19 protein-coding genes (1 of these 19 cut by a window edge) are annotated in these 21,154 nt (G+C 68.2%); 8 read left to right on the forward strand and 11 right to left on the reverse strand.

Features of this window, described 5'->3' with window-relative positions; genetic code table 11:
- The 6 genes from ACS0OT_RS19685 to egtB form a co-directional block, all read right to left on the reverse strand.
- Positions 1 to 273, reverse strand: partial view of a DUF2628 domain-containing protein gene (locus tag ACS0OT_RS19685; protein ID WP_065186597.1) — the 5' portion only. 273 nt of this gene lie to the left of the window's left edge; 273 of the gene's 546 nt are visible here — the first part of the coding sequence; the start codon lies at positions 271 to 273; its stop codon lies off the left edge, out of view.
- Positions 274 to 344: 71 nt separating this feature from the next.
- Positions 345 to 1,115: a GYF domain-containing protein gene (locus ACS0OT_RS19690; RefSeq protein ID WP_065186598.1), complete on the reverse strand. Its 771-nt coding sequence runs from the start codon at positions 1,113 to 1,115 to the stop codon at positions 345 to 347.
- Positions 1,116 to 1,141: 26 nt separating this feature from the next.
- Positions 1,142 to 2,032, reverse strand: a complete 891-nt coding sequence (locus ACS0OT_RS19695) for a D-hexose-6-phosphate mutarotase (RefSeq protein ID WP_065186618.1) — start codon at positions 2,030 to 2,032, stop codon at positions 1,142 to 1,144.
- A 40-nt stretch (positions 2,033 to 2,072) separates the two neighbouring features.
- Positions 2,073 to 3,341, reverse strand: coding sequence for a lytic murein transglycosylase (locus ACS0OT_RS19700; protein WP_139728019.1), 1,269 nt, complete (start codon positions 3,339 to 3,341; stop codon positions 2,073 to 2,075).
- An 83-nt stretch (positions 3,342 to 3,424) separates the two neighbouring features.
- Positions 3,425 to 4,399 carry an L-histidine N(alpha)-methyltransferase gene (gene egtD / locus ACS0OT_RS19705; RefSeq protein ID WP_065186600.1) on the reverse strand — a complete coding sequence of 325 codons (975 nt, stop codon included), beginning with the start codon at positions 4,397 to 4,399 and terminating at the stop codon, positions 3,425 to 3,427.
- Entirely contained in the window at positions 4,396 to 5,667 is a 1,272-nt protein-coding gene (egtB, locus tag ACS0OT_RS19710) for an ergothioneine biosynthesis protein EgtB (RefSeq protein WP_065186601.1), read from the reverse strand. Before egtB ends, egtD begins: the two co-directional genes overlap by 4 nt.
- 166 nt (positions 5,668 to 5,833) lie before the next feature.
- Between egtB and ACS0OT_RS19715 the strand changes: the two genes are divergently transcribed.
- Entirely contained in the window at positions 5,834 to 7,114 is a 1,281-nt protein-coding gene (locus ACS0OT_RS19715) for a GGDEF domain-containing protein (RefSeq protein WP_053496752.1), read from the forward strand.
- A 3-nt stretch (positions 7,115 to 7,117) separates the two neighbouring features.
- Here ACS0OT_RS19715 and ACS0OT_RS19720 read toward each other — a convergent pair whose 3' ends face one another.
- Positions 7,118 to 7,510 (reverse strand): YchJ family metal-binding protein, encoded by a 393-nt coding sequence (locus ACS0OT_RS19720; protein ID WP_032954755.1) that lies wholly within the window; start codon positions 7,508 to 7,510, stop codon positions 7,118 to 7,120.
- A 102-nt stretch (positions 7,511 to 7,612) separates the two neighbouring features.
- Here ACS0OT_RS19720 and ACS0OT_RS19725 point away from each other — a divergent pair, with 102 nt between their 5' ends.
- Positions 7,613 to 8,392, forward strand: coding sequence for a sulfite exporter TauE/SafE family protein (locus ACS0OT_RS19725; protein ID WP_053496761.1), 780 nt, complete (start codon positions 7,613 to 7,615; stop codon positions 8,390 to 8,392).
- 89 nt (positions 8,393 to 8,481) lie between these two features.
- On the opposite strand, the gene ACS0OT_RS19730 is transcribed toward ACS0OT_RS19725, so the two are convergent.
- From ACS0OT_RS19730 to folE, 4 genes are all read right to left on the reverse strand, one after another.
- Complete coding sequence (locus ACS0OT_RS19730; RefSeq protein WP_005421304.1) at positions 8,482 to 11,862, reverse strand: ATP-binding protein; 3,381 nt, start codon at positions 11,860 to 11,862, stop codon at positions 8,482 to 8,484.
- A 16-nt stretch (positions 11,863 to 11,878) separates the two neighbouring features.
- Positions 11,879 to 12,580: a DUF4194 domain-containing protein gene (locus tag ACS0OT_RS19735; protein ID WP_005421303.1), complete on the reverse strand. Its 702-nt coding sequence runs from the start codon at positions 12,578 to 12,580 to the stop codon at positions 11,879 to 11,881.
- Entirely contained in the window at positions 12,567 to 14,036 is a 1,470-nt protein-coding gene (locus ACS0OT_RS19740) for a DUF3375 domain-containing protein (RefSeq protein WP_053496749.1), read from the reverse strand. Before ACS0OT_RS19740 ends, ACS0OT_RS19735 begins: the two co-directional genes overlap by 14 nt.
- Positions 14,037 to 14,148: 112 nt before the next feature.
- Positions 14,149 to 14,760 carry a GTP cyclohydrolase I FolE gene (folE, locus tag ACS0OT_RS19745; protein ID WP_065179742.1) on the reverse strand — a complete coding sequence of 204 codons (612 nt, stop codon included), beginning with the start codon at positions 14,758 to 14,760 and terminating at the stop codon, positions 14,149 to 14,151.
- Between the two features lie 689 nt (positions 14,761 to 15,449).
- On the opposite strand from folE, the gene ACS0OT_RS19750 reads away from it, so the two are divergent.
- From ACS0OT_RS19750 to ACS0OT_RS19775, 6 genes are all read left to right on the forward strand, one after another.
- Positions 15,450 to 15,905, forward strand: a complete 456-nt coding sequence (locus ACS0OT_RS19750; RefSeq protein WP_005421298.1) for a MarR family winged helix-turn-helix transcriptional regulator — start codon at positions 15,450 to 15,452, stop codon at positions 15,903 to 15,905.
- Positions 15,906 to 16,014: 109 nt separating this feature from the next.
- On the forward strand, positions 16,015 to 16,224 hold the full coding sequence (locus ACS0OT_RS19755; protein WP_025875651.1) for a DUF1656 domain-containing protein: 210 nt from the start codon (positions 16,015 to 16,017) through the stop codon (positions 16,222 to 16,224).
- Positions 16,221 to 17,138: an efflux RND transporter periplasmic adaptor subunit gene (locus tag ACS0OT_RS19760; RefSeq protein ID WP_065179028.1), complete on the forward strand. Its 918-nt coding sequence runs from the start codon at positions 16,221 to 16,223 to the stop codon at positions 17,136 to 17,138. Before ACS0OT_RS19755 ends, ACS0OT_RS19760 begins: the two co-directional genes overlap by 4 nt.
- Positions 17,135 to 18,604, forward strand: a complete 1,470-nt coding sequence (locus ACS0OT_RS19765) for an efflux transporter outer membrane subunit (RefSeq protein ID WP_262090459.1) — start codon at positions 17,135 to 17,137, stop codon at positions 18,602 to 18,604. Before ACS0OT_RS19760 ends, ACS0OT_RS19765 begins: the two co-directional genes overlap by 4 nt.
- A 3-nt stretch (positions 18,605 to 18,607) precedes the next feature.
- Positions 18,608 to 20,647 carry an FUSC family protein gene (locus ACS0OT_RS19770; RefSeq protein WP_065197173.1) on the forward strand — a complete coding sequence of 680 codons (2,040 nt, stop codon included), beginning with the start codon at positions 18,608 to 18,610 and terminating at the stop codon, positions 20,645 to 20,647.
- 94 nt (positions 20,648 to 20,741) lie between these two features.
- A complete protein-coding gene (locus ACS0OT_RS19775) occupies positions 20,742 to 21,137 on the forward strand; it encodes a hypothetical protein (protein ID WP_164093359.1) in 396 nt (131 codons plus the stop codon).
- Positions 21,138 to 21,154: the final 17 nt, after the last annotated feature.

The raw sequence follows: 21,154 nt of genomic DNA on the forward strand, positions 1-21,154 counted from the left end.
GACCAGCTCGAAGAGGATGGCCGCCAGGTACATTTTCCGGTGCAGCAGCCAGTAGGTCGGCACCAGGAAGGCGGGCCAGTGCCACGGCCGCGGCGGCTTCGGCACTGGGCTGTCCAGGTGCCAGCGCTGGCGGTAGAGCGCTGCGTTGGGCCCCACGAGGAGGTTCAGATCGTCCGCGTCGGATGGAGCGGTCGCACCGTCCACCTCTGCAACAGGCGCGAGATAGGGATTGTCATCCGTCGGAGAAACCGGCGGGGTATCCAGATGATTCATGTCGGCGATTCCATGCCCGGGATGAACCCGCAGTAGCGGCAGGCATCGGTGAATCTGAAGCTGCTCCGGTCTCAGCCTGCCATTGCCTGGCCGACGAACATCGCCGCAACGACAATGATGGCAACCATGGCTGCGGCCGCTGCATTGGTATCACCCCGCTTGGACAGCTCGCTGCGCAGGCGTGCCTCGTCATCGCCCGCCAAGGCGCGCGCGCGGGCGATCTCACGCTGGCAATGCGCCAGGTACCAGCGATTGGCATACACCGCAGCGGTGACGTTGATCGCAAGGGTGATGACCATCGACACGCCTTCCGGTACGCCCAGCAACGCCTCGGCGATACTGAAGAACACCAGCATGCCAGCCCAGATCGCCGCCAGCCGGTACATCCGCCGGTACACCATCCAGATCACGCCGACCAGGAAGGCCGGCCAGTGCCAGGTGCCGTTGCCCTCGGCGATGCCCTGGTCCAGCCGCCAGCGTTGTCGATAGATCGGGAAGTTGCCGCCGACCACGGCGGCGTACAAGGCGATGTCGCCTTCCAGCTCCGGTACGGTCGCGGCCACGGGCGAAGCGGCGGGTGCACGGTAGGGGTCGGACGGATCAGCGGTCCGGGTATCGCTGACGGTGACCGCCGGCACCGGTTCAACCGGCGAGGGGTTCGGAGCCATCTGCGCCAGCGAAGGATCCAGTTCGGCCAGTGGCCGCCACGATGCCATCCCTACGCGCCACAGCAGCGTGCGTGCGGTTACGGTGCCGTCCTGCTGCAACCGGCGCAACCCGGCCAGGTCCACCGGCCCTTCGCTCTGCTTGCTGTTGGCGTACCACCACTGTGCTTCCTGCATGCCATCCATTCCTGTCGATCCCATCGCTACTCTGAAACTCCCGCCACGGCCTGCAGCGGTTCACTGGCCAGCACCTGCACAAGCTGGTGGCGCGCGCCGGGTGCAAGGGTAATCTGCTCTGGCCCGGCGTTGGCCACTTCCAGGCACACGTAATCGTGCCAACCGTCGCCGACATCGGCCATCTTCGCCGCTGCCTCCATGCCCGGGTTCCAGGCCACCAGGGTCTGGCTGCCTTCGCTGCGGATCTCGATCCGCCGCTGCAGGACGGGATCGCGCAGCACGTAGTGGCCGCCGACACCGGTATAGATGCGGTCGCTGCGCCCCGGATCGCGCGGATCACGCAGCGACCAGGGCCCCTGCTGCTGGCGCAGCTGCGCGCCGTCCTCGTACTTGTCCAGGTAGTGCAGGCCGTCGAGGCCATCGACCTCGACACGAGTGGCATCGCCGACCCGGAAGTAGCTGTGCAGGGCCTGGGTGAAGGTCACCGGCGAGGTTCCGGTGTTTTCGGTGGCGAGCTGCTGGCGCAGCTGGCGGCCGACGCGCAGCTGCATCTGCAGGCGCAGGCCGGGATCGGCGCAGGGCGCAGGTGCCAACTGCAGCTCTACCTCGCCGTCATCGCTCCGGGTGGCCTGCAGAAGCTCCCAGCGTGCGGTACGTACCAGGCCATGCGCCGGTGCATCGGCGCTCTTGCCCTGGCGACCGAACCACGGCCAGCACACCGGAACGCCACCGCGGATAGGCGTGGGCAGCTCGGCGCGCGTGGGCGAAAGCCACAGCAGATCGGGCTGCCCATCGGGAATGAACGACAGCAGCTGGCCACCAAACACACTCACGACCGCTGTGGCATTGGCGGTTCGCACCTGCCAGGCCTCCAGGCCGTGATACAGGCCGGTGCTGATGTCCGGATTCGACTGCATGCGATGACGCTCCTTGAAGACCGCGGCGATGATGTCGCGGTCAACGTGCCGCCGGCAAGGCATTCTGCCCAGCGGGTGCGATGGCGGCCGCCTCTTCCTGCAGCGTGCGCAGGATGCGCTGGCCTGCGCGGCCGTCCACCTCGCTCCAGCCCAGGCGCTGCTGCTCGGCCTGGATCGCGCGACGCGTGGCGGTACCGATCATGCCGTCGGCGGCACCGATGTCGTGGCCGCGGGCCAGCAGCAGGGTCTGCAGCTGGCGGCGCTCATCGCGGCCCAGGCCTGGATCGTCGGTCGGCCAGGCGGTAGCCAACCCGGTGCCGCCACGCAGCTGGTCAGCAAGCGTCGCGATCGCCAGCGCATAGCTTTCGGCAGCGTTGTAGCTGTAGATCGCGTCGTAGTTGCGGAACACCAGCAGCGCCGGGCCGTTGTTGCCGGCCGGCAGCAGCAGGGCGGCGCGCGCATCCGCCGGCAGGTTGGCCGGAGCCAACGCGCTGCCATCCAGCGCGGTCACGCCCTGCGCGCGCCAGTCGGCCAGGGCGCGACGCTGGGTGCGGCCGGCCTGGCTGGCGTTGAAGCCGGCGGGCACACGCACCTCCATGCCCCATGGTTCGCCACTGCGCCAACCGGCACGCTTGAGATAGTTGGCGGTGGAGGCCAGTGCATCGGGAATGCTGCCGACCAGATCGCGGCGGCCATCGCCATCACCATCCACGGCGATGCGTGCATAGGTGCTGGGCATGAACTGGGTGTGCCCGAAGGCACCGGCCCAGGAGCCGGTGAGCCCCTGTGCCTGCAGGTCGCCGCGGTCGATCAGCGTGAGCAGCGCCAGCAGCTCACCGCGGAAGAAAGGTTGGCGGCGGCCGGCGCACGACAGCGTGGCCAATGACTGCAGCAGCGGGCGCTTGCCGAACACGCGGCCGTAGTCGCTCTCCACGCCCCAGACCGCGACGATGGTGGCCGGATCGACGCCATACTGGGCCGACACGCGATCGAGCAGGTCGCGGTGCTGCTGCAGCAGGGCGCGACCATCAGCGACGCGTTGGCGATCAACCAGCGCGGCCAGATAGTCCCAGATCGGCGTGGTGAATTCGGGCTGTGCATCGAGCAGGCCGAGCACGCTGGGGTCCGGGGTGAGCCCGGCGGTGATCTCGTTGAAGCGGTCGGCGCCGATGCCCTGGGTCGCGGCGGTGGCCTGCAGGCCCGCCAAGCAGCGGCTGAACGCCGGATCGGTGCTGGCGGCCGAAGCCGCAGGCAGCGTCGGGTTCGACGCAAGGGCGGCCGCCAGGCCGAGCGTGGTCAGAACAGGCATGGCGTCCTCCGTGTTGCCGTTGCACGGCCATCTTAGGGGTAGCGATGCCGCCGAACCTGAAGGGGCACCGGCTGGCCACCACCTCAGGCGCGCCGCAGCAAGCGCAGGCCATAGGCGGGGCTTTCGGCATCCCATCGCTGCGCCACCTGCAGGCCCGCCTGCCGCAACAGCGCGTCGAAGCTGTCATCGGTGTACTTGTGGCTGTACTCGACGCGGATGGGTTCACCGGCGGCGAAGTGGAAAATGCGGCCATCCAGGTGGACGTCCTGTGCCCGCTGGCTGACCAGATCGGTCTCGATGCGCAACCGCGCAGAGCTGTAGCGTGCACGATGACGGAAGCCATCGAGATCGAAGTCGCTGCCGATTTCGCGGTTCAGGCGGGCCAGCAGGTTGAGGGTGAATGCGGCGGTGACGCCCTGCGCATCGTTGTAGGCCGCCTCGATCAACGCCGGGTCCTTGTGCAGGTCGATGCCGACCAGGGCCAGGCCATCACGCCCCATGGTCTGGCGCATCGCGCGCAGCAGCGCGACCGCGTCCTCGCCTTCAAAGTTGCCCAGCGTGGAACCCGGGAAGAACAGCAGCCGTCGCGCGGGTTCGCGTTCGGGCATGGGTACGGCGACGGGACGGGTAAAGTCGGCACAGACCGGCAGCATCTCCACCTCGGGCAGCGCCGGGGCCAGATGGTCGATGCTGGACAGCAGCGCGGCACGCGAGATTTCAATCGGCGTGTAGGCCACCGGGTCGTGCAGGGCGGCCAGCAGCAACGCGGTCTTGCGGCCACTGCCGCTGCCCAGCTCCACCACGTGCAGGTGCGGCCCGACGCTTCGGGCGATGTCCGGCAGTACCCGTGAAAGCAGGGCCAGCTCGGTACACGTGGGGTAGTACTCGGGAGTATGCGTGATCTGCTCGAACAGGCGCGAGCCGCGTGCATCGTAGAAGTACTTGGACGGCAGCTGGCGGGGCGTGCGCAACAGCCCGGCCACCACGTCGGCAAGGATCTGCTGGCGGCCGGGAGTGAGATCGGTCAGCGCCTGCAGCGCGTCCTGCACCGTACTCATGCGAGATCCCTGGCTAGGCGCAGCCCGGAGAACTGCCAACGCGCCGGGGGCATGAAGAAGTTGCGGTAGCTGGCACGCACGTGGCCACGCGGCGTGGCGCAGCTGCCACCGCGCAGCACCCATTGCCCGCACATGAACTTGCCGTTGTATTCACCGAGGTTGCCGGCAAAAGGGCGAAAGCCCGGATAGGCGCCATACGCGCTGTGGGTCCATTCCCATACATCGCCGAACAGCTGCCGCAGCCCACTGCCCTGCCCCGCCCGAGGGTGCAGCTGATCGTCGTCGGCAAAATGGCCACGCAGGGGCTGCGACGCAGCGGCGGCTTCCCACTCGAACTCGCTGGGCAGGCGCGCACCAGCCCAGCGGGCGCAGGCATCGGCCTCGTAATAGCTGAGATGGCAGACCGGCGCATGCGGGTCCAGTTCTCGCCAACCGCCGAGGGTGTACTCGCGCTGCAGGGCATCGTCCCAGTACAGCGGGTGCTGCCAGCCCTCGGCTTCGCGCAACGCCCAGCCTTCGCTCAGCCACCAGCGCGGCTCGCGGTAGCCGCCAGCCTCGATGAAGACGAGGTACTCGCCATTGCTGACGGGACGCTCTGCCAGTGCGTGTGCAGCCAGCAGCACGCGGTGCGGCGGCGATTCGTTGTCGTAGGCGAAGGCGGTGTGCTGCGGCCAGGCTGCGGCGCCAATGGTAATGATGCGTTCGGGTGATTCGATCCAGCCCTGCGCACTGGCAGCGCTGGTGGCAGGCTGCAGGTCATCACGGTAGGCTGGCTGCAACGGATTGCACCAGAACGCATGCTTGATGTCGGTCAACAGCAGTTCCTGGTGCTGCTGTTCGTGCTGCAGGCCCAACTGCAGGTGCTGCAGCGCCTGCTCATCAAGGTCGCCTGCCGCCAGTCGCGATTGCACCTGTGCATCGACCTGCTGGCGGTAGTCGCGCACCTGCTGCAGCGAGGGCCGCGACAACAGACCGCGTTGCGGCCGCGCGTGCGCCGGACCGATGCTTTTGTAGTAGCTGTTGAAAAGATAGTCCCAGGCTGGATCACGCGCCGGCGCACTGGCGAATCCTGCCAGCACGAAGCGTTCGAAGAACCAGGTGGTGTGGGCCAGGTGCCACTTGCTGGGACTGGCGTCGGCCATGCTCTGCAGCATGGCGTCCTCTGCACTGAGCGGTGCGGCCAACTGCAGGCTGCGGGCACGAACACGTGCGAAGTGGTGGGCGAGGTCGTGCTGCGGGGCAGCGACGGCGGTGGGTACGCTGTCCATGCCTACAGCATCGGCGCAGTGCAGTGAGTGCGACGTCATGGCGGCACACTGCCCCATTCACATGGTTGCGGGCGTACCTTTTCAAGAAGCGCGTGTTCAAGAAGCGGGTGAGGACGCCGCTAACGGCAGTGTTGCGGCCGCATCGTCACCGCACTGGACTTCCTGCGTGCCCCTGCATCCACTCCGCCAGCCTGCGCATTACCTGTTCGTGCTGCCCGCCGTGCTGGTCGTCCTGGTGCTGTGGATGGCACTGGGCACCGAGGATGTGGCCAGCCCCGCCCAACGCATCCTGCCCTGGCTGCTGGCCTGCCTCGGCGCGGGCCTGGCCCTGCTCTACCACCAGATACGCACGTTGTGCCTGCTGCTGGTCGTGGCGGTGGTGTTCGCCCTGCTGCACCGGGACGTCGGGGGCTACCTGCGCAGCGGCCATGTCGACGCCTTGACTCCGTTGCGCTTCCACGCAATCTCGGCCTGGGTGCCGCTGCTGTTTGCCGGGCTGGCAGTGTGGCCGGAACGCGGACGCCGACGCCAGGACCTGCTGCTGCGCAGCGTGGTCTGCGGCGCGGCCCTGGTGATCTTCCTGCTGCTTGCGGCACAACAGCCGCAGGGCATGCACGATCTGCTGTCGAGCCGTCACTGGGCCTGGATTCCCGCCGACTGGAATGCGCTGGCGCAGCTGCCGGCGCTGCTGTTCCTGCTGGCGAGCGCAGCGCTGGGCTGGCAGGCGTGGCGGCATCCGCGGCCACTGCACACGGCGATGCTGCTGGCCCTGCTGTGCCTGTGGTGGATGTTGCCGCGGATCTTCCTGCAGCCGGTACTGCTGCCGGCGCTGAGCAGCGCCGCCCTGCTGCTGATGCTGGGCGCGATGCTGCAGGAATCCTTCCACATGGCCTTCCGCGATGAGCTGACCGGCCTGCCCGGGCGAAGGGCGTTCAACGAGACCCTGCAGCGGGCGCGCGGCACCTACAGCATCGCGATGGTGGACGTGGACCACTTCAAGTCGTTCAACGACACCCACGGCCACGATACCGGCGACGACGTGCTGCGCCTGGTGGGGTCGCGGCTGGCGCGTGTCGGCGACGGTGGCCGAGCGTTCCGCTATGGCGGCGAGGAATTTGCGGTGGTGTTCCTGGACCGCCCAGCGGCGGCCTGCATCGAGGCCGTCGAAGCACTGCGGCAGAGCATCGAGGACACCCGCATGCAACTGCGCGACCGCAGCACCCGCAGCCGTGACGACGAAGCTGGCCGTCAGCAGCGCGGACGCGGCGGCACCGGCCAGGTGGTGCAGGTGACGGTCAGTATCGGGCTGGCCGACAGCCGCGTGGATCCGCGACCGACGGCAGTGCTCAAGGCCGCCGACCAGGCGCTGTACATGGCCAAGGACGGAGGTCGCAACCAGGTCCGCGCGCACGGCGGCCAGCGCCTGCTGGCTGCATCCAGTGCGTAGGGCTCAGACCGCGTCGAGGTAATACCAGCGGCCGTCGATGCGCCGGAATCGGCTGTGCTCGGTCATTCTCACCGCGCTGCCGCCGCCGATGCGGTAGCGCGCGGTGAAGCGCACTTCAGCACTGTCTGCGCCGGTGACCGCGTGGTCGTGCACGGTCAGGCCCAGCCAATGGGTGCGCTGGCCTGGCGCATCGCCCAGCGACAACTCGGCCGGACGCGTATCCGGATGCCAGGTGTGGCGCAGGTAGTCGGCCAGGCCCCGCACATACGCGCTGTAGCGCGAACGCATCAGGTGCTCGGCATCGGGCGCGGCTTCACCGGCATGAAAACGACCACAGCAGGCGGCATAGTCGGCGGGAAGGCCACAGGGGCAGGGATCGGCGGATTTTCGGCTCATGCCGGCATTGTCGCCGGGTTGCAGGGATTGATGCACGCGCGGCGGGAGTCACCTGGAGCAGGACAGGCGTATGCTGTCGCGCCCCCACCTTGATTGATCGCCGTGCTGGATCTGGTTCCCCCTGAGTTGTGGTGGCTGGTGGTGATCGCCTTCATCGCCGGTCTTGTGGATGCCGCCGTGGGTGGCGGTGGCCTGGTGCAGCTGCCCGGCCTGTTCACGGTGCTGCCGCAGCAGACGCCGGCGATGCTGTTTGGTACCAACAAGTTCAGTTCGATGTTCGGTACCGGTGCGGCTGCGTGGCGCTATGCGCGCAATGTGCGCTTCCCGTGGAAACCGGTACTGTTCGCGGCCGGCACGGCCTTCATCTTCTCCTTCGCCGGGGCCACTGCGGTAAGCCTGCTGCCCAAGGACGCGGTGCGCCCACTGGTGCTGGTGCTGCTGATCGCGATGCTGGCCTACACGCTGTGGAAGAAGGACTTCGGCGCGTTGCACCGGCCCCAGGAGATCGGCCGCCGTGAACTGGTGATCGCGCTGGCGATCGGTGCGGCGATCGGCTTCTACGACGGCTTCTTCGGGCCGGGCACCGGCAGCTTCCTGATCTTCCTGTTCGTGCGCTTCTTCGGCCTGGATTTCCTGCGCGCCTCGGCGGCGTCGAAGGTGGTGAACCTGGCGACCAACGTGGCGGCGATCTCGTTCTTCGTGCCGACCGGCAACATCCTGTGGTTGTTTGCGCTGCCGATGGCCACAGCCAACATCATCGGCTCGGTGGTGGGCACGCGCCTGGCGCTGAAGGGCGGCACGCCGTTCATCCGCAAGCTGTTCGTGGGGCTGGTGGTGGTGCTGATCGCGCGGATGGCGTGGGATACGTTCCGCGGTTCGTGAATGCGGTTGCCGGCCAGCGGCCGGCACTACCGAACCCCGCCCATGGGTAGTGCCGGCCGCTGGCCGGCATTCCCCTTCAATCGGCCGGGTCAGGCCTCGGCTTCTTCCGGTTCGTTGGCCTGCTGGCGGCTGCGCTCGGGCAGCTTCAGGCGCTTGCCCTCTTCGTCGTACTCGATCAGCAGCACGCCGGAGTCGTGACGGCCGCTGATTTCGACGAAGCAGGCGCCGCCGATGAACGGTTCCAGCGTCATCACCGACTTCAGCGGGGTGGCAACCACCATCTGGAAGCCGAAGTTGTCGAAGATGTTCATTGCCAGTGCGGTGAACTCGTTGTCGGCCTTGTCGAAGGCCTCGTCGAGCACGACCGCGGCGTAGCTGGGCAGCTGGCTGTCGGCGCCGCCGAGCTGGTAGCGCAGCGCAGCCGCCAGGCAGGTAGTGGCCAGCTTCTGGCGCTGGCCACCGGACTTGCCGGCGCCGCTGCGGTAGATCTCGACCTGCTGGCGCGTTTCCGCATCCAGCTCGACGCCGATGAACTCCACGTGCATGCGCACGTCCAGCACCAGCTCGCGCCAGCGCTTGTCCTCGCCTTCCTGCGAGCCGAGGCGGTTGACCAGCTGGCGCAGCACGGTGAACTGCGACTCGGCCAGCTCGCGCTGCTCGGTCTGCTGCTGCGACAGCACCTCGCGCAGCTGCAGGTGGAACTCAGCGACCTCCGGCAGGCGGCGGTCGCTCAGTTCGATGGTCAGCAGCGTGCCACGGTTGAACGGCACCTGCTCCAGGCTGGCGTTCACCTCGTCCAGGCGCTGGCCGATCGACTTGCGGGCCTCTGCGCTGTGGCGCTGCAGGGCCAGCAGGTTGTTCTTGCTCTGGTTCTGCAGCAGGTCGAAGAAGCGCTCTTCGTGCTGTGGCAGGCCGTCGCGTTCCAGCCGTTCGAGGCGTGCGAGGAAGTCCTCGGCCGAGGCCACCGACACGGTGAAGTCGCCCGACTCCTCCGGCCACTGCTGGATGAAGCGACGGAAGCAGCCGATCAGCTGGTTCTCGATGCGGTTGAGGTCCTGCTGCGAGGACGACAACTGCTCGTTCAGCGCGTTGCTGACCTGGCGCATGTGCGCTTCGAGCGTTTCCAGGCTGAGCGGCCCCTGTTCCTGCAGGCGCTCGGCGAGGCCGGCTTCCTGCTCCTGGGCCAGGCTCGGCAGCACCAGTGCGCGGCTCTGCTGGCGTGCGCGGTCAAGGCGATCACGTTCCTTGACCAGCTGGCCGCGCTCGACGCGGACGTCTTCATAGGTGCGGCGGGACTGCTCGATGTCGGCGCGCACGGCGTCGATCTGCTTGGCCAGCTTGGCGAGATCGGCGTTGCCTTCACGCAGGTCGCGCAGGGTGGCTTCGATATCGCTCAGGCGCTGCTGCGGAGCGGCGATGTCGATCTCGTTCCAGCTGATGCTGACCAGCTCGTGGCATGCCAGGCGGCGTTCGTTGTCGCGATCACGCTGCCCGCGCAGGCGCGCGATGTCGGTCTCGCAGCTGGCGATGCGCTTGGCCAGTTCCTGTGCTTCGCGCTCGAAGGCGCCCACCTTGTCGTGGTTGTTGAAGCCGAGGATCCAGCGACGGCGGTCGCCCACCGCACTGCGGTCGTCCTTCTCGAAACGGTCGCCGGGATGCTTGACCTGGCCTTCGCGGGTGATGCCGCGGTCGACGTTGCGCAGCTGCCTGGCATCCACGCATTCGTAGTCGAAGCGCTTGCCCAGCTCGCGGCGCAGCCAGCTTTCGAATACATGCTCGCGCAGTTCAAGCTTGTGCAGCAGCGACTTCGCCGACGGCTCACGGGCGAATGCATCATCGTTGCGGCGCACGCGGTAGTAGGTGAAGCGCATGCCAAGGTGGGTACGGTTCACCCATTCGGCGACGTCGTTGTAATGCTTGTCGTCGACCAGCAGCGACAGCGCGAAGCCACCCAGCACGCGCTCGATGGCACCCTGCCAGCCCTGCTCTTCCGAGCGGACCTGGATCAGTTCGCCGACGAAGGGCAGTGCCGCCTCGGCGATGCCGGTTTCCTCGGCCAGGCGTGCGCGCAGCTTCTGCATCGGCGCCGGGATGTTGGAGGGCGTGCGCTGCATCGCTTCAAGTTCGGCACGGACCTCGCCGAAGCGGCGCTCGTCATCGCGCTTGCCGCCCAGGCGGTCACTGATCGCGTCGTCCAGTGCCGAGGAGGCACGCTGGCGGTCCTGCAGCTCGTTCTGTGCGCGCTCGACCAGTTCGGCGAAGCCATGGGCGTCGTCCGGCAGTTCGGCCCCCAGCTGCTGCGCCGCCTGGCGTGCCTGCTCGCGCTTGGCCTGACGGCGGTCGCGCTCAGCTTCGGCACGACCCTGCTCGCGTTCCAGTTCCTCGATGCGCTCACCGCCCTGCTGGCGGCGCTGCAGCTCCAGTTCGGCCAGGCGCTCGGTGTGATTGTCCAGTGCGGCACGGCGCTGGGCTTCTTCGCCAAGCAGGCCGCGGTCACGCACGTCCATCTCGCGCAGGCGCGCCTCGATCAGCGCTTGGCGCCGGCTTTCGCGGAAGCTGTCAACACCGAGCTTCAGCGCTTCGTCGTCGCCACGACGGCGGTGCATTTCCTTCAGATCGTTGTAGTAGGCGCGCGCCGGCAACAGGGTTTCCACCTGACGGCGGGCAGTGACCACCGCTTGGTGCGCGCCATCAAGCTCGGCGAAGTCGCTGACCAGGCGCTCGGCGGCGTCGAAGGTCTTCGGCGTGTCGAGCATGAAGTCGCGCAGGAAGACGTTGAGGTCGCCCAGGTTCTTCGCCGACTGCGTCTTGTGCAGCAGTCGCAGCGCCATCTCGTTGTCGATGCCGAGCAGGTCGCGGAAACGCTCGGCGTAGCCGGAGAACGTGTCGAAGTGGTGCAGGTCGGGCAGCTTCTGCTTCAGCTTGCGCAGGTCCAGGTCGAAGCCGCCGAGGTCCTTGGCGATGTCGAACGGGCGCTCGGCGATCATGTAATGCTTGCGCACATCGCCGGCCGAGGTGCCGTTGCCGGAGATCCAAAGCAGGCGCACCAGGCTGACCACGCGGCCATCGCCGGCGCGGTATTCCAGCACCAGCGCGGTCCAGGTCGCGCCCTTGCGCAGGTACTGGGTGGCGATTTCGCCGGTGCCGCTGTCCTGCTGGTCGGCCCACGCGCCGCGCACGTAGGACACCAGGTTGCGGTCGCGGCCACTGCGCTCGGCTTCACGTGCAGCGGCGTTGAAGTCGACGATGGCCGGTGGCGTCAGCAGCGCGGACATGGCATCGAGCAGGGTCGACTTGCCCGAGCCGGAGCGGCCGACGAACAGGAAGCCGCGCTCGGCGATCGGTACTTCGGTCAGGCCGTTGAAGGTGCCCCAGTTGTGCACCTGCAGGCGGCGCATGCGGAACTGCTGCAGGCGCGGGTCCGGCAGGCCTTCGTTGAACAGGGCGGGAGTGTGCTTGGAGATAGCCATGCGATGGTCGGGTCTCTCAGGCCTCGGCGGCCGGGGTTTCACGCAGCTGGCGGTAGACCGCCGAAAGCTGGGACACGTCTTCGGCGGAGAACAGCAGCTTCAGCGCCGGCGAGACTTCGTGGCGGTCTTCCTGGCCGCTGAGGCGGGTCAGGATGTGGTTGTCCTTCATCTTCTGCACCGCCGATGCGACGCGACGGTTGAAGCCGGCGCGGTCGGTGGACAGGTTCTTTTCGTAGATGGCCAGCGCTTCGGCCATCTCGGCGTCGGCGACCACCGCGCGGTTGCCGCGCGCATCGGCCTCGGCCAGCTGCTGGCGCAGGTACAGCAGCAGCACCGAGTCGATGAAGGTCAGCGGCGAGGTGCGCAGCAGCACCGGCGCATCGACGTCTTCGGTATCGGCCTGGCGGGTGAACGCCACGCCACTGTCGCGGTCGAGCACCAGTTCCAGGAACAGGTCGGCCAGCGACGAGCGGATGGCCGCCTCGCTGCGGATCAGCGCCGGCCACAGCTTGGCGTGGCGCAGCTGGTCGATGCTGGGGCCGATCAGCAGTTGGCACAGCGCACGGCGCGCATCCAGCGGCAGGCGCCCGGTATCGCCGAGGTAGTACACGTCGTTGCCACGGCGGGGCTGCGCCACGGCCGCCACCGGCTCGGCCTCGTAGGCGTCTTCCGCCACGTCGGCCTGCGGTGCGTCGATGGGATCTTCATGCCAGCTCATGGCGTCTCTCCTGGGTGAACCAAACCAGCGGGATGCGGGCGCGACGGATCTGGCCGTCGCCACCACGCCATTGCGCAAGCTCCTGCTCGCCGGCGATCACGTTGCCGAAGCGCGTGCCCAGCGACAGGTAGCCGATGACGCTGCCAAGACCCTGCGGCGCTTCGCGCTGCGAAAGGGCCTGGGCGATGCTGAGCCGCGGCTGTGCATCGAGCAGGTCGTGCAGGTCGCGGCGCAGGGTACGGAAGTCGATTTCGGACGAAGCGACCAGATCGCCAACGCTTTCCAGGCTGATCGCGGCTGCGTCGTTGTATTCGACGTTGCCATCGACCTGGGCGCTGCGCGGATCGTGCAGTTTCCATTGCGACCACGAGCGCAGGCGGCTGGTGGTCAGCTGCAGGTCGCGGCCGATGCCGCGTTGTGCGGGGAACTCGTCGCGCAGAGCGAGCGCTTCGGACTGCGCCTGCTTGAGCAGCTGGTTGAGGCGACGCTGTTCCAGATAGCCACGGCTCTGCACGAAGCCGCGCAGGCTGCGCGCGAAGTTCTGCAGCACATCGTGCACCTGGCCACCGCGCTCGAGCATGGTGCTGGTGAAGCCGCGCAGGAAGTTGCGTTCGTTGCGGTCCAGGCGGCGGGCGAAGCCACGCGCCAGCACCGCTTCCAGCGCGGCATCGAGCTGGGCGCTCTGCTCGGCGTCGTTGAGCAGGCGCCAGAAGGCCTGGAAGCTACGCCCGGCATCACTTTCGCCAATCACGTCCACGCCTTCGAACAGCTGCGACAGCACATCGCCGCGCTCGCCCTCGTCGTCGATGATGCGTTCGCGGAACTCGCGGTTGAGCTGCTCGAAGTCGTCGCGCACGCGGCGGAAGTCCTCGGTCAGCTCGTCGGCCAGGCCGATGATCTGGCGCGCACGTTCCAGCGCGCGCTTGCCGTCCAGCGCGATCACACGGCCGGCGCCGACACGGGCGATCTCGGCGTCGATCCGGTCGCGCTCGTCGCGCAGCGCCGACAGGCGGGCGTCCGGATCGGATTCGGTCTGCGCGGCCAGCTGCGAGAGCTGTTCGATGACCAGCGCCAGCCGGCTCTCGGTGGCGGCCACACGGGCCTGCTCGAGGCCGTCGGCAAAGCGGATCGCCTGAAGCGCCGCGGTCGAAAGCTCGTACTGCTCCTGGTCGGCGCCCTCGGGCAGGCGGCGTTCCAGCCAGCCCTGGGCCAGCCAGTGCGCGATGTAGGCCTGCGCGGTACGCGGCAGCTCGCGCGACAGTTCGTCGCTATTGAGCTGATCCAGCGCACGCTGCAGGCGCTCGTTGAGCACCGACGAAGGCAGGGTGCGCTCGCCGTCCATCAACAGCCCCTGCAGCAGGCCGATGATTTCCGGAGCGTGGTCGGCGGCGAGCAGCTTCCACTGGGGCTGTTCGCGCAGATGGCGGTAACGGGAGATGCGTTCGCGATGCTTCATGCAGCGAAAGGAGTCATGAGGGCTGGCGGGGAGGGGCAGCCACGCACGGCGGCCGCGCCGGCATCCGTGGACATGCCGGCCCGCAGGGGCCGGCGGGGTGCGGGCAGGCGGCTCAGCGCTTGCCGCCCACTTCGATGAAGCGCAGGAACTCGGCGCGGGTACGCGCGTCGTCGCGGAAGCTGCCCAGCATCTTGGAGGTGACCATGCTGACGCCGCGCTTGTGGATGCCACGGGTGGTCATGCATTCGTGGGCGCCTTCGACCACCACGCCGACACCGATCGGTTGCAGCACATCCTGGATGCACTGGGCGATCTGCGCGGTCATCTTCTCCTGCACCTGGAAACGGCGGGCGTAGGCTTCGACGACGCGGGCCAGCTTGCTGATGCCCACCACCTTGCCGGCCGGCAGGTAGCCGACATGCACGCGGCCGATGATCGGCGCCATGTGGTGTTCGCAGTGGCTTTCGTACTCGATGTCGCGCAGGACAATGAGTTCGTCATAGCCTGCCACTTCCTCGAAGGTGCGCTCCATGTAGGCGCGCGGGTCATCGCGGTAACCGCTGAACCAGTCGCCATAGGCTTCGGCGACACGGCGGGGGGTATCCAGCAGGCCTTCGCGGGACGGGTCCTCACCGGCCCAGCGCAGCAGGGTGCGCACGGCATCCTCGGCCTGGTCCTGGGTCACGTCGCCCTGCTGGGCGGCCTTTTCGTTGTTCTTGCTCATTGCGTACAGCGTCCCGAACGGGGGGCGAGCATCGTACCCGACCGGGGGGTGGGTCGTCCTGTTGGGACGGTTCATCGGGGGGTTCTTGCGGCGCCTCGTTGCTATCGGTTTGGAGGGGGAGAGGGGGCTGCGCGGGACACGCCGTAAACCCGTCCATGGGGGCTCGATGGCGCCATCCATGGCGCCAACGGTCCTGCGCAGCCCCCTCTCCCCCCTCCTTGACGGTTTCCTGCGGGCGCGGCCGAACCGCCCGAAAGCGGGGTCAAAAGCTTGGGTTCATGACTTCGGAAGCGCCGCGCGACTGCGCGACTGCTGTGGTAGGTGCGGACCGTTGGTCCGCACAGCTTTGGCTGCTGCTCCTGCCTCCAAAGAGCCAACCCACCGCACCCGCGGGCTGATGGGAGGGAAGCGGGGGCCGGGCGGGGCAGGACCGTCCGCGGCATGGATGCCGCGGCCGAGCCCCCCAAGGGTGAGGGCGCTTTGCTTGCGAGGCATGCCTCGCAAGCGCCCGAACGCACAGCCGCCAGCGGCTGGGCCGGACCCTGGAGGGGGGTTCACGGCGTGTCCTGCACCGTCCGGCGCCCGCTGCCCCACCCGACACCAGGCAGGCGCAACGCTTTCCTAACACCCCACCCATTCAGAAAAACCTATTGATAGGAATGAAATTAGTAGTATCCTATCTATCTCTTATGGACCGACCCCTCGACGAGCGCACCGTGCTGCAGATGCAGCTCAGCTCCGGCCTGCTTTATGCAGGGCGGCAGTGGCAGCGCCTGGCCGACAGCCGGCTCGGCAGCTACGGCATCTCCACCGCCTGCACCATGCCGTTGCTGATGATCGGCCGCTCCGGCGGTGGCATCCGCCAGGTGGCGCTGGCCCAGCAGCTGGGCATGGAAGGGCCTTCGCTGGTACGCCTGCTGGACAAGCTGTGTGCCAGTGGCCTGGTCCGCCGCGAGAGCGACGCCAGCGACCGCCGCGCCAATCTGTTGTGGCTGACCGACGAGGGCCATGCGCTGGTCAGCGAACTGGAAGATCAGTTGATCGGCCTGCGCCAGGACGTGTTCGGCGAGCTTTCCATGGATGAACTGCACGCCGTGCTGAAGGCATGGCGCCTGCTGGCCGAGGCCGCCGACCGCATCACGTAAGAGCGCTGCCCCCGAACACCGCCGCTGCCGTGCACACGCCAGCGGCTTTTGCCCGTTGCTGTTGTTTCGTTGTCCCTCCCCTCCCCCACCTCGTCCCCGCCCCCTACCGATGCCCGGTGAATTCAGTCTCCACGGAGTGTTCGTCCCGACCCTGCTTGGGTTGATGGTGTTGGCCTATCTGGTCAACAGCGGCCTGCACGCGCTGCTGCAGCGTGCCGGCGCCTACCGCCATGTATGGCACCCGGCGCTGTTCAACCTAGCGCTGTACGGGATCGTGCTTGGCCTGCTGTTCCACCTCCTGCGTTGGATGCAATCGTGAACAAGATCGTGAAGAAGACCCTGCCGGTGCTGCTCACCAGCGCAGCCGTGATCGTCGCCCTGCTGGTGCTGCGCCAGCTGTGGGTCTACTACATGGATGAACCCTGGACCCGCGACGCCCACGTCGGCGCCGACGTGGTGCAGGTGGCGCCGGACGTGTCCGGGCTGGTGGAAACGGTGAACGTGGCCGACAACCAGGCGGTGAAGAAGGGCGACCTGCTGTTCGTCGTCGATCGCGCCCGCTACCGCATCGCGCTGGAGCAGGCCAAGGCCAGCCTGGCCGAGCGCCAGGCCTCGGTGGCACAGCTGCGCCGCGAGATCGGCCGCGACCGCAGCCTGCAGGACCTGGTCGCCGCCGAGGATGCCGAAGTGCGCCGCGCCAAGCTGCAGGCTGCACAGGCGGCGCTGGCCACCGCACAGGCCGCGGTCGACCTGGCCGAGCTCAACCTGGGCCGCACCGAGGTGCGCGCGCCGGCCGATGGCCGCGTCAACGACCGCACGATGCGCGTGGGCGACTACGTGGTGGCCGGCAAGCCGGTGCTGGCGTTGCTGGATACCGGCTCGTTCCGCATTGATGGCTATTTCGAGGAAACCCGACTGCGCGGCGTGGCGCCGGGGCAGCGCGTGGACATCCGCCTGATGGGCGAATCGGCACCGCTGCACGGCCATGTCGAGAGCATTGCCGCCGGTATCGAGGACCGCTACCGCAGCAACGGCAGCACCCTGCTGCCGAACGTGACCCCGGCCTTCGACTGGGTGCGGCTGGCGCAGCGCATCCCGGTGCGCATCGCCATCGACGAAGTGCCCAAGGGCGTTGAGTTGATTGCCGGCCGTACCGCCACGGTGACCGTGGACACCGGCCGCCATCCGCACAACGGCAAGGCCGGCACTTCGCCGACACAGGCGGGCCTGTGAACGCCGCCCTGCCCCGTCTCGGCCTGATCGTCGCACTGGCCAGCCTGGCCGCGTGCAAAACCGTCGGCCCGGACTATGCACTGCCGGAAGGTTCGGCGTTCAAGCGCCCGGAGGCCAATGCGGCCTTCATCGATACGCAGAACCCGCAGATTGCCGCCAACCAGGCGCTGCCCGACCGCTGGTGGTCGCTGTACAACGACCCGGTGCTGGACGGGCTGATCACCCAGGCACTGCGTGACAACGTGGAACTGAAGGCCGCCGATGCGCACCTGCGCCGCGCTGCCGCCGTGTACGAACAGGCGCTGGACGCGGGCGGCTTCGAGTACGAGGCCGAGGCCGGCGTCAGCCGCGCGCAGTTGTCGGCCGAATCGTTCCTGCAGGAGCACGAGCTGCCGGTGATCAACCTGGCCGATGGCAAGTTCGCGGTCAGCTACCAGTTCGACCTGTTCGGCAAGCTCAAGCGCGGCGCCGAAGCGGCGCGAGCCGACGAACAGTCGGTTGCCGCAGCACGTGACCTGGCCCAGGTCAGCGTGGTCGCGCAGGTGGCCGACAGCTACCTGAAGATCTGCCACGCCAACCACGAGCTGCACGTGGCCGAGCATTCGCTGCAGCTGCAGCAGCGCAGCCGCACCGTTACCGAGCGCCTGATCGCCGCCGGCCGCGGCACACCGCCGGAACTGGCCCGGGCCAATGCGCAGGTGGCGCTGCTGGAGGCGGCACTGCCGCCGCTGCGCGCGCAGCGTTCGGCCGCGGCCTATTCGCTGGCCGCACTGCTGGGCCAGACCCCGGGCCAGCTGCCGGCCGGGGTGATCGACTGCGCGCACGCGCCCGGCCTGGCGCAGCCGCTGCCGGTCGGTGATGGCCGTGCGCTGCTGCAGCGCCGCCCGGACGTGCGCCAGGCCGAACGCAAGCTGGCCTCGGCCACGGCGCGGATTGGCGTGGCCACCGCCGAGCTGTATCCGGACATCCGTCTGGGTGCCTCAGTGGGCGCCGCCGGCCTGCTGGAAGACTTCGGCACGCCGATGACCCAGCAGTGGTCGATCGGCCCGCTGATCTCGTGGACACTGCCCTCTTCGGGCACGCATGCCCGCATCCACGCCGCCGAAGCCGGTGCCGACGCGGCCCTGGCCGAGTTCGACCACACCGTGCTGCAGGCACTGCGCGAGACCCAGACCGCGCTGGACCGCTATGCGCAGGACCTGCGCCGGCTGCAATCGCTGCGCGTGGCGCAGGAGCAGGCCGCGCTGGCCGCCGACCAGAACCGCCGGCTTTACCAGGGCGGCCGCACACCCTACCTGTCCAGCCTGGATGCCGACCGCAGCCTGGCCAGCAGCGACGCCACCCTGGCCGCCGCCGAAGCGCAGGTCTCGCGCGACCAGATCCACCTGTTCCTGGTGCTGGGTGGCGGCTGGCAGGCATCGGTTGCCCCGGCTGCACCGTCCACCGCACAGGCCACGGCGAAGTAAGCCATGAACGCGCTGACCGATCGCCAGGCCTGGCTGTTCTCGATCAAGACCTACCTGGCCGCGGTGGCCGCGCTGTACATCGCCATGGCCGGCAACCTGTCGCGCCCATACTGGGCGATGGGCACGGTGTACATCGTCAGCCAGCCGCTGCTGGGCCCGACCCGCGCCAAGGGCGTGTACCGCATTGTCGGCACCCTGGTGGCCGGGCTGGCCACGCTGCTGGTACTGCCGGCGCTGGTGGAAACCCCGCTGGTGCTGAGTGCGGCGATGTCGATCTGGCTGGCCGGTTGCCTGTTCATGGCCCTGCTCAATCGCGGCCCTCGCGGCTACGCGTTCCTGCTGGCCGGCTACACCACCGCCTTCATCGGCTTCCCGGCGGTAACTTCGCCGGAGACCATCTTCGACACCGTGGTGGCGCGCAGCGAGGAGATCATCCTCGGCACGGTGGTGGCCGTGCTGTTCGCCTCGCTGTTGTTCCCGGCCTCGGTGCGGCCGATGCTGCGCGCCCGGATCGGCAACTGGATGGAGGACGCTGCGCAGTGGTGCCGGCAGATCCTTGAGCGTGGCCGCGCGCATGCGCCGCGCAACCGGCTGGCTGCCGACCTGGTGCAGTTCGAGGCACTGATCGAGTTCCTGCGCCGCGACGATCCACGCCATGCCGGGTCTGCGGTGTCGATGGAGCGGCTGCGCGAGCGCATGCTGTTGCTGTTGCCGGTGTTGTCGTCGATCGCCGATCGCCTGAGCGCGCTGCGCAGCGATGGGCAGGCCCTGCCGGATGGGCTGCCGGCGCTGGTCGACGACATCCGCGAGTGGCTGGATGGCCCGACCAACGCCAGCGAGTACGCGCGGCTGCGCGCGCGCATCAGCGCGCTGAAGCCGCAGGTGGACCGCGACCTGCAGCACCTGCAACTGGCCAGCCTGCTGCTGCGCCTGGAAGAACTGGTGGACCTGTGGCAGGACTGCCGCACCCTGCAGCACGCGATCGACCAGGGCACGGCGCCGTTGGATCGCGCGCACTACCGCATCCGCACCGAACGCGTGGCCGCCGACAAGCACGTCGACTACGGCATGGCGCTGTTCTCCGCGCTCAGTGCCGGCGTAGCGCTGATGAGCTACTGCGTGCTGTGGATCGCGCTGGGCTGGGAAGGCGGCGGCAACGGCGCGATGATGGCGGCGGTGACGGCCGCATTTTTCGCCGCACAGGACGATCCGGCCCCCAGCATGGTGCAGTTCCTGGTGTGGGCGATGGTCGCCTCGGTGGTGGCGGGCGTGTACCTGTTCGGCGTGTTCCCAGCCGTGCACGACTTCGGCCTGCTGGCGCTTGTGCTGGCGGTGGCCTTCCTGCCGCTGGGACTGCTGCTTCATCATCCCAAGAGTGCGCTGTTCGCGCTGCCGCTGACAGTCAATCTGGCTGCGTTGCTGAGCCTGCAGAACACCTACAGCGCCAACATCCAGACCTTCCTCAATTCGTCGATCGCGATGTTCATCGGCATTGGCTTTGCAGTGGTGATGACCCGCCTGTTCCGTTCGGTAGGTGCCGAGTGGACCGCGCGCCGGCTGGTGCGGCAGGGCTGGACCACGCTGGCCGAAGCCGCCGAAGGACGTGGCCAGCAGGATCGGCAGCGCTTCGCCGCACGCATGCTCGACCTGCTGGGCCTGCTCGCACCGCGCCTGGCAGCGACGCCGGAGGGCAGCGACATTGCCTCGGTGGACATGCTCAACGAGGCGCGCATCGGCCTGAACATCCTGCAGCTGCGTCGTGCACGGCTGGAACTGCCCGAGCGCAGCCGCGAAGCCGTCGAGCACATCCTGGAAGAGATCGCTGGGCACTACCGGCGGCAGATCGCGGCGCGCAAGCCGATTGCTGCAGACCAGGCGCTGCGCGAGCGGCTGGATACCTCGCTGGGCCGGGTTGGCAGCGTGGCGGCGTGCAAGGCCCGCGACGAGGCGCTGATGGGCCTGGTCGGCCTGCGCTTCGCGCTGTTCCCGGAGGCCAAGGCGTTGGCGCCGGGCCTGGCCATGGACACGGCGACGCAGCCGTAGCGCGCTACCCTGTGCGTCCACAGACCCCGTTGCCGGGGTCGGATCCTTCGCCGCGGGCGAAGGCTCTGACCCCTGCTCTGCACAGGAAGCTCCAATGAGTTACGACATGATGGTGTTCGAGGCCAGCGCCGCGCCACGCGAGGCGCCAGCTTTCATCGCCTGGTTCGAAAAGCAGACGCAGTGGAACGAGCGCCACGAGTACGACGACCCGGCCGTCAGCAGCCCGGCGCTGCAGGCGTGGTTTACGGAGATGGCGCAGGAATTCCCGCCGTTGAACGGACCACTGAGCAACGACGATGACGACCGCGCCGAGGTGACCGAGTACAGCATCGGCCGGCAGGTGATCTACGGCGCGTTCGCCTACTCGGTGGCCGCGCGCGCGCACGGGCGGGTGCAGGATCTGGCCGAGAAGCACGGCGTGGGCTTCTTCGACGTGAGTGCGGATGAAGCGGCGATCGTGTTTCCGGATGGGTTGGTGCTGATCGCGTAGATCCACGCCATGCGTGG

The organism is Stenotrophomonas maltophilia group sp. RY12688 (assembly GCF_052149045.1).
Classification (GTDB): domain Bacteria; phylum Pseudomonadota; class Gammaproteobacteria; order Xanthomonadales; family Xanthomonadaceae; genus Stenotrophomonas; species Stenotrophomonas sepilia.

Bases quoted from the DNA above. Each gene is read 5' to 3' on its own strand.
- egtB (WP_065186601.1), bottom strand. From the start codon at position 5,667: ATGGACAGCGTACCCACCGCCGTCGCTGCCCCGCAGCACGACCTCGCC.
- ACS0OT_RS19690 (WP_065186598.1), bottom strand. From the start codon at position 1,115: ATGCAGGAAGCACAGTGGTGGTACGCCAACAGCAAGCAGAGCGAAGGG.
- folE (WP_065179742.1), bottom strand. From the start codon at position 14,760: ATGAGCAAGAACAACGAAAAGGCCGCCCAGCAGGGCGACGTGACCCAG.
- ACS0OT_RS19740 (WP_053496749.1), bottom strand. From the start codon at position 14,036: ATGAAGCATCGCGAACGCATCTCCCGTTACCGCCATCTGCGCGAACAG.
- ACS0OT_RS19730 (WP_005421304.1), bottom strand. From the start codon at position 11,862: ATGGCTATCTCCAAGCACACTCCCGCCCTGTTCAACGAAGGCCTGCCG.
- ACS0OT_RS19755 (WP_025875651.1), top strand. From the start codon at position 16,015: ATGCCCGGTGAATTCAGTCTCCACGGAGTGTTCGTCCCGACCCTGCTT.
- ACS0OT_RS19770 (WP_065197173.1), top strand. From the start codon at position 18,608: ATGAACGCGCTGACCGATCGCCAGGCCTGGCTGTTCTCGATCAAGACC.
- ACS0OT_RS19750 (WP_005421298.1), top strand. From the start codon at position 15,450: ATGGACCGACCCCTCGACGAGCGCACCGTGCTGCAGATGCAGCTCAGC.
- ACS0OT_RS19735 (WP_005421303.1), bottom strand. From the start codon at position 12,580: ATGAGCTGGCATGAAGATCCCATCGACGCACCGCAGGCCGACGTGGCG.
- ACS0OT_RS19700 (WP_139728019.1), bottom strand. From the start codon at position 3,341: ATGCCTGTTCTGACCACGCTCGGCCTGGCGGCCGCCCTTGCGTCGAAC.
- ACS0OT_RS19720 (WP_032954755.1), bottom strand. From the start codon at position 7,510: ATGAGCCGAAAATCCGCCGATCCCTGCCCCTGTGGCCTTCCCGCCGAC.
- ACS0OT_RS19775 (WP_164093359.1), top strand. From the start codon at position 20,742: ATGAGTTACGACATGATGGTGTTCGAGGCCAGCGCCGCGCCACGCGAG.
- egtD (WP_065186600.1), bottom strand. From the start codon at position 4,399: ATGAGTACGGTGCAGGACGCGCTGCAGGCGCTGACCGATCTCACTCCC.
- ACS0OT_RS19695 (WP_065186618.1), bottom strand. From the start codon at position 2,032: ATGCAGTCGAATCCGGACATCAGCACCGGCCTGTATCACGGCCTGGAG.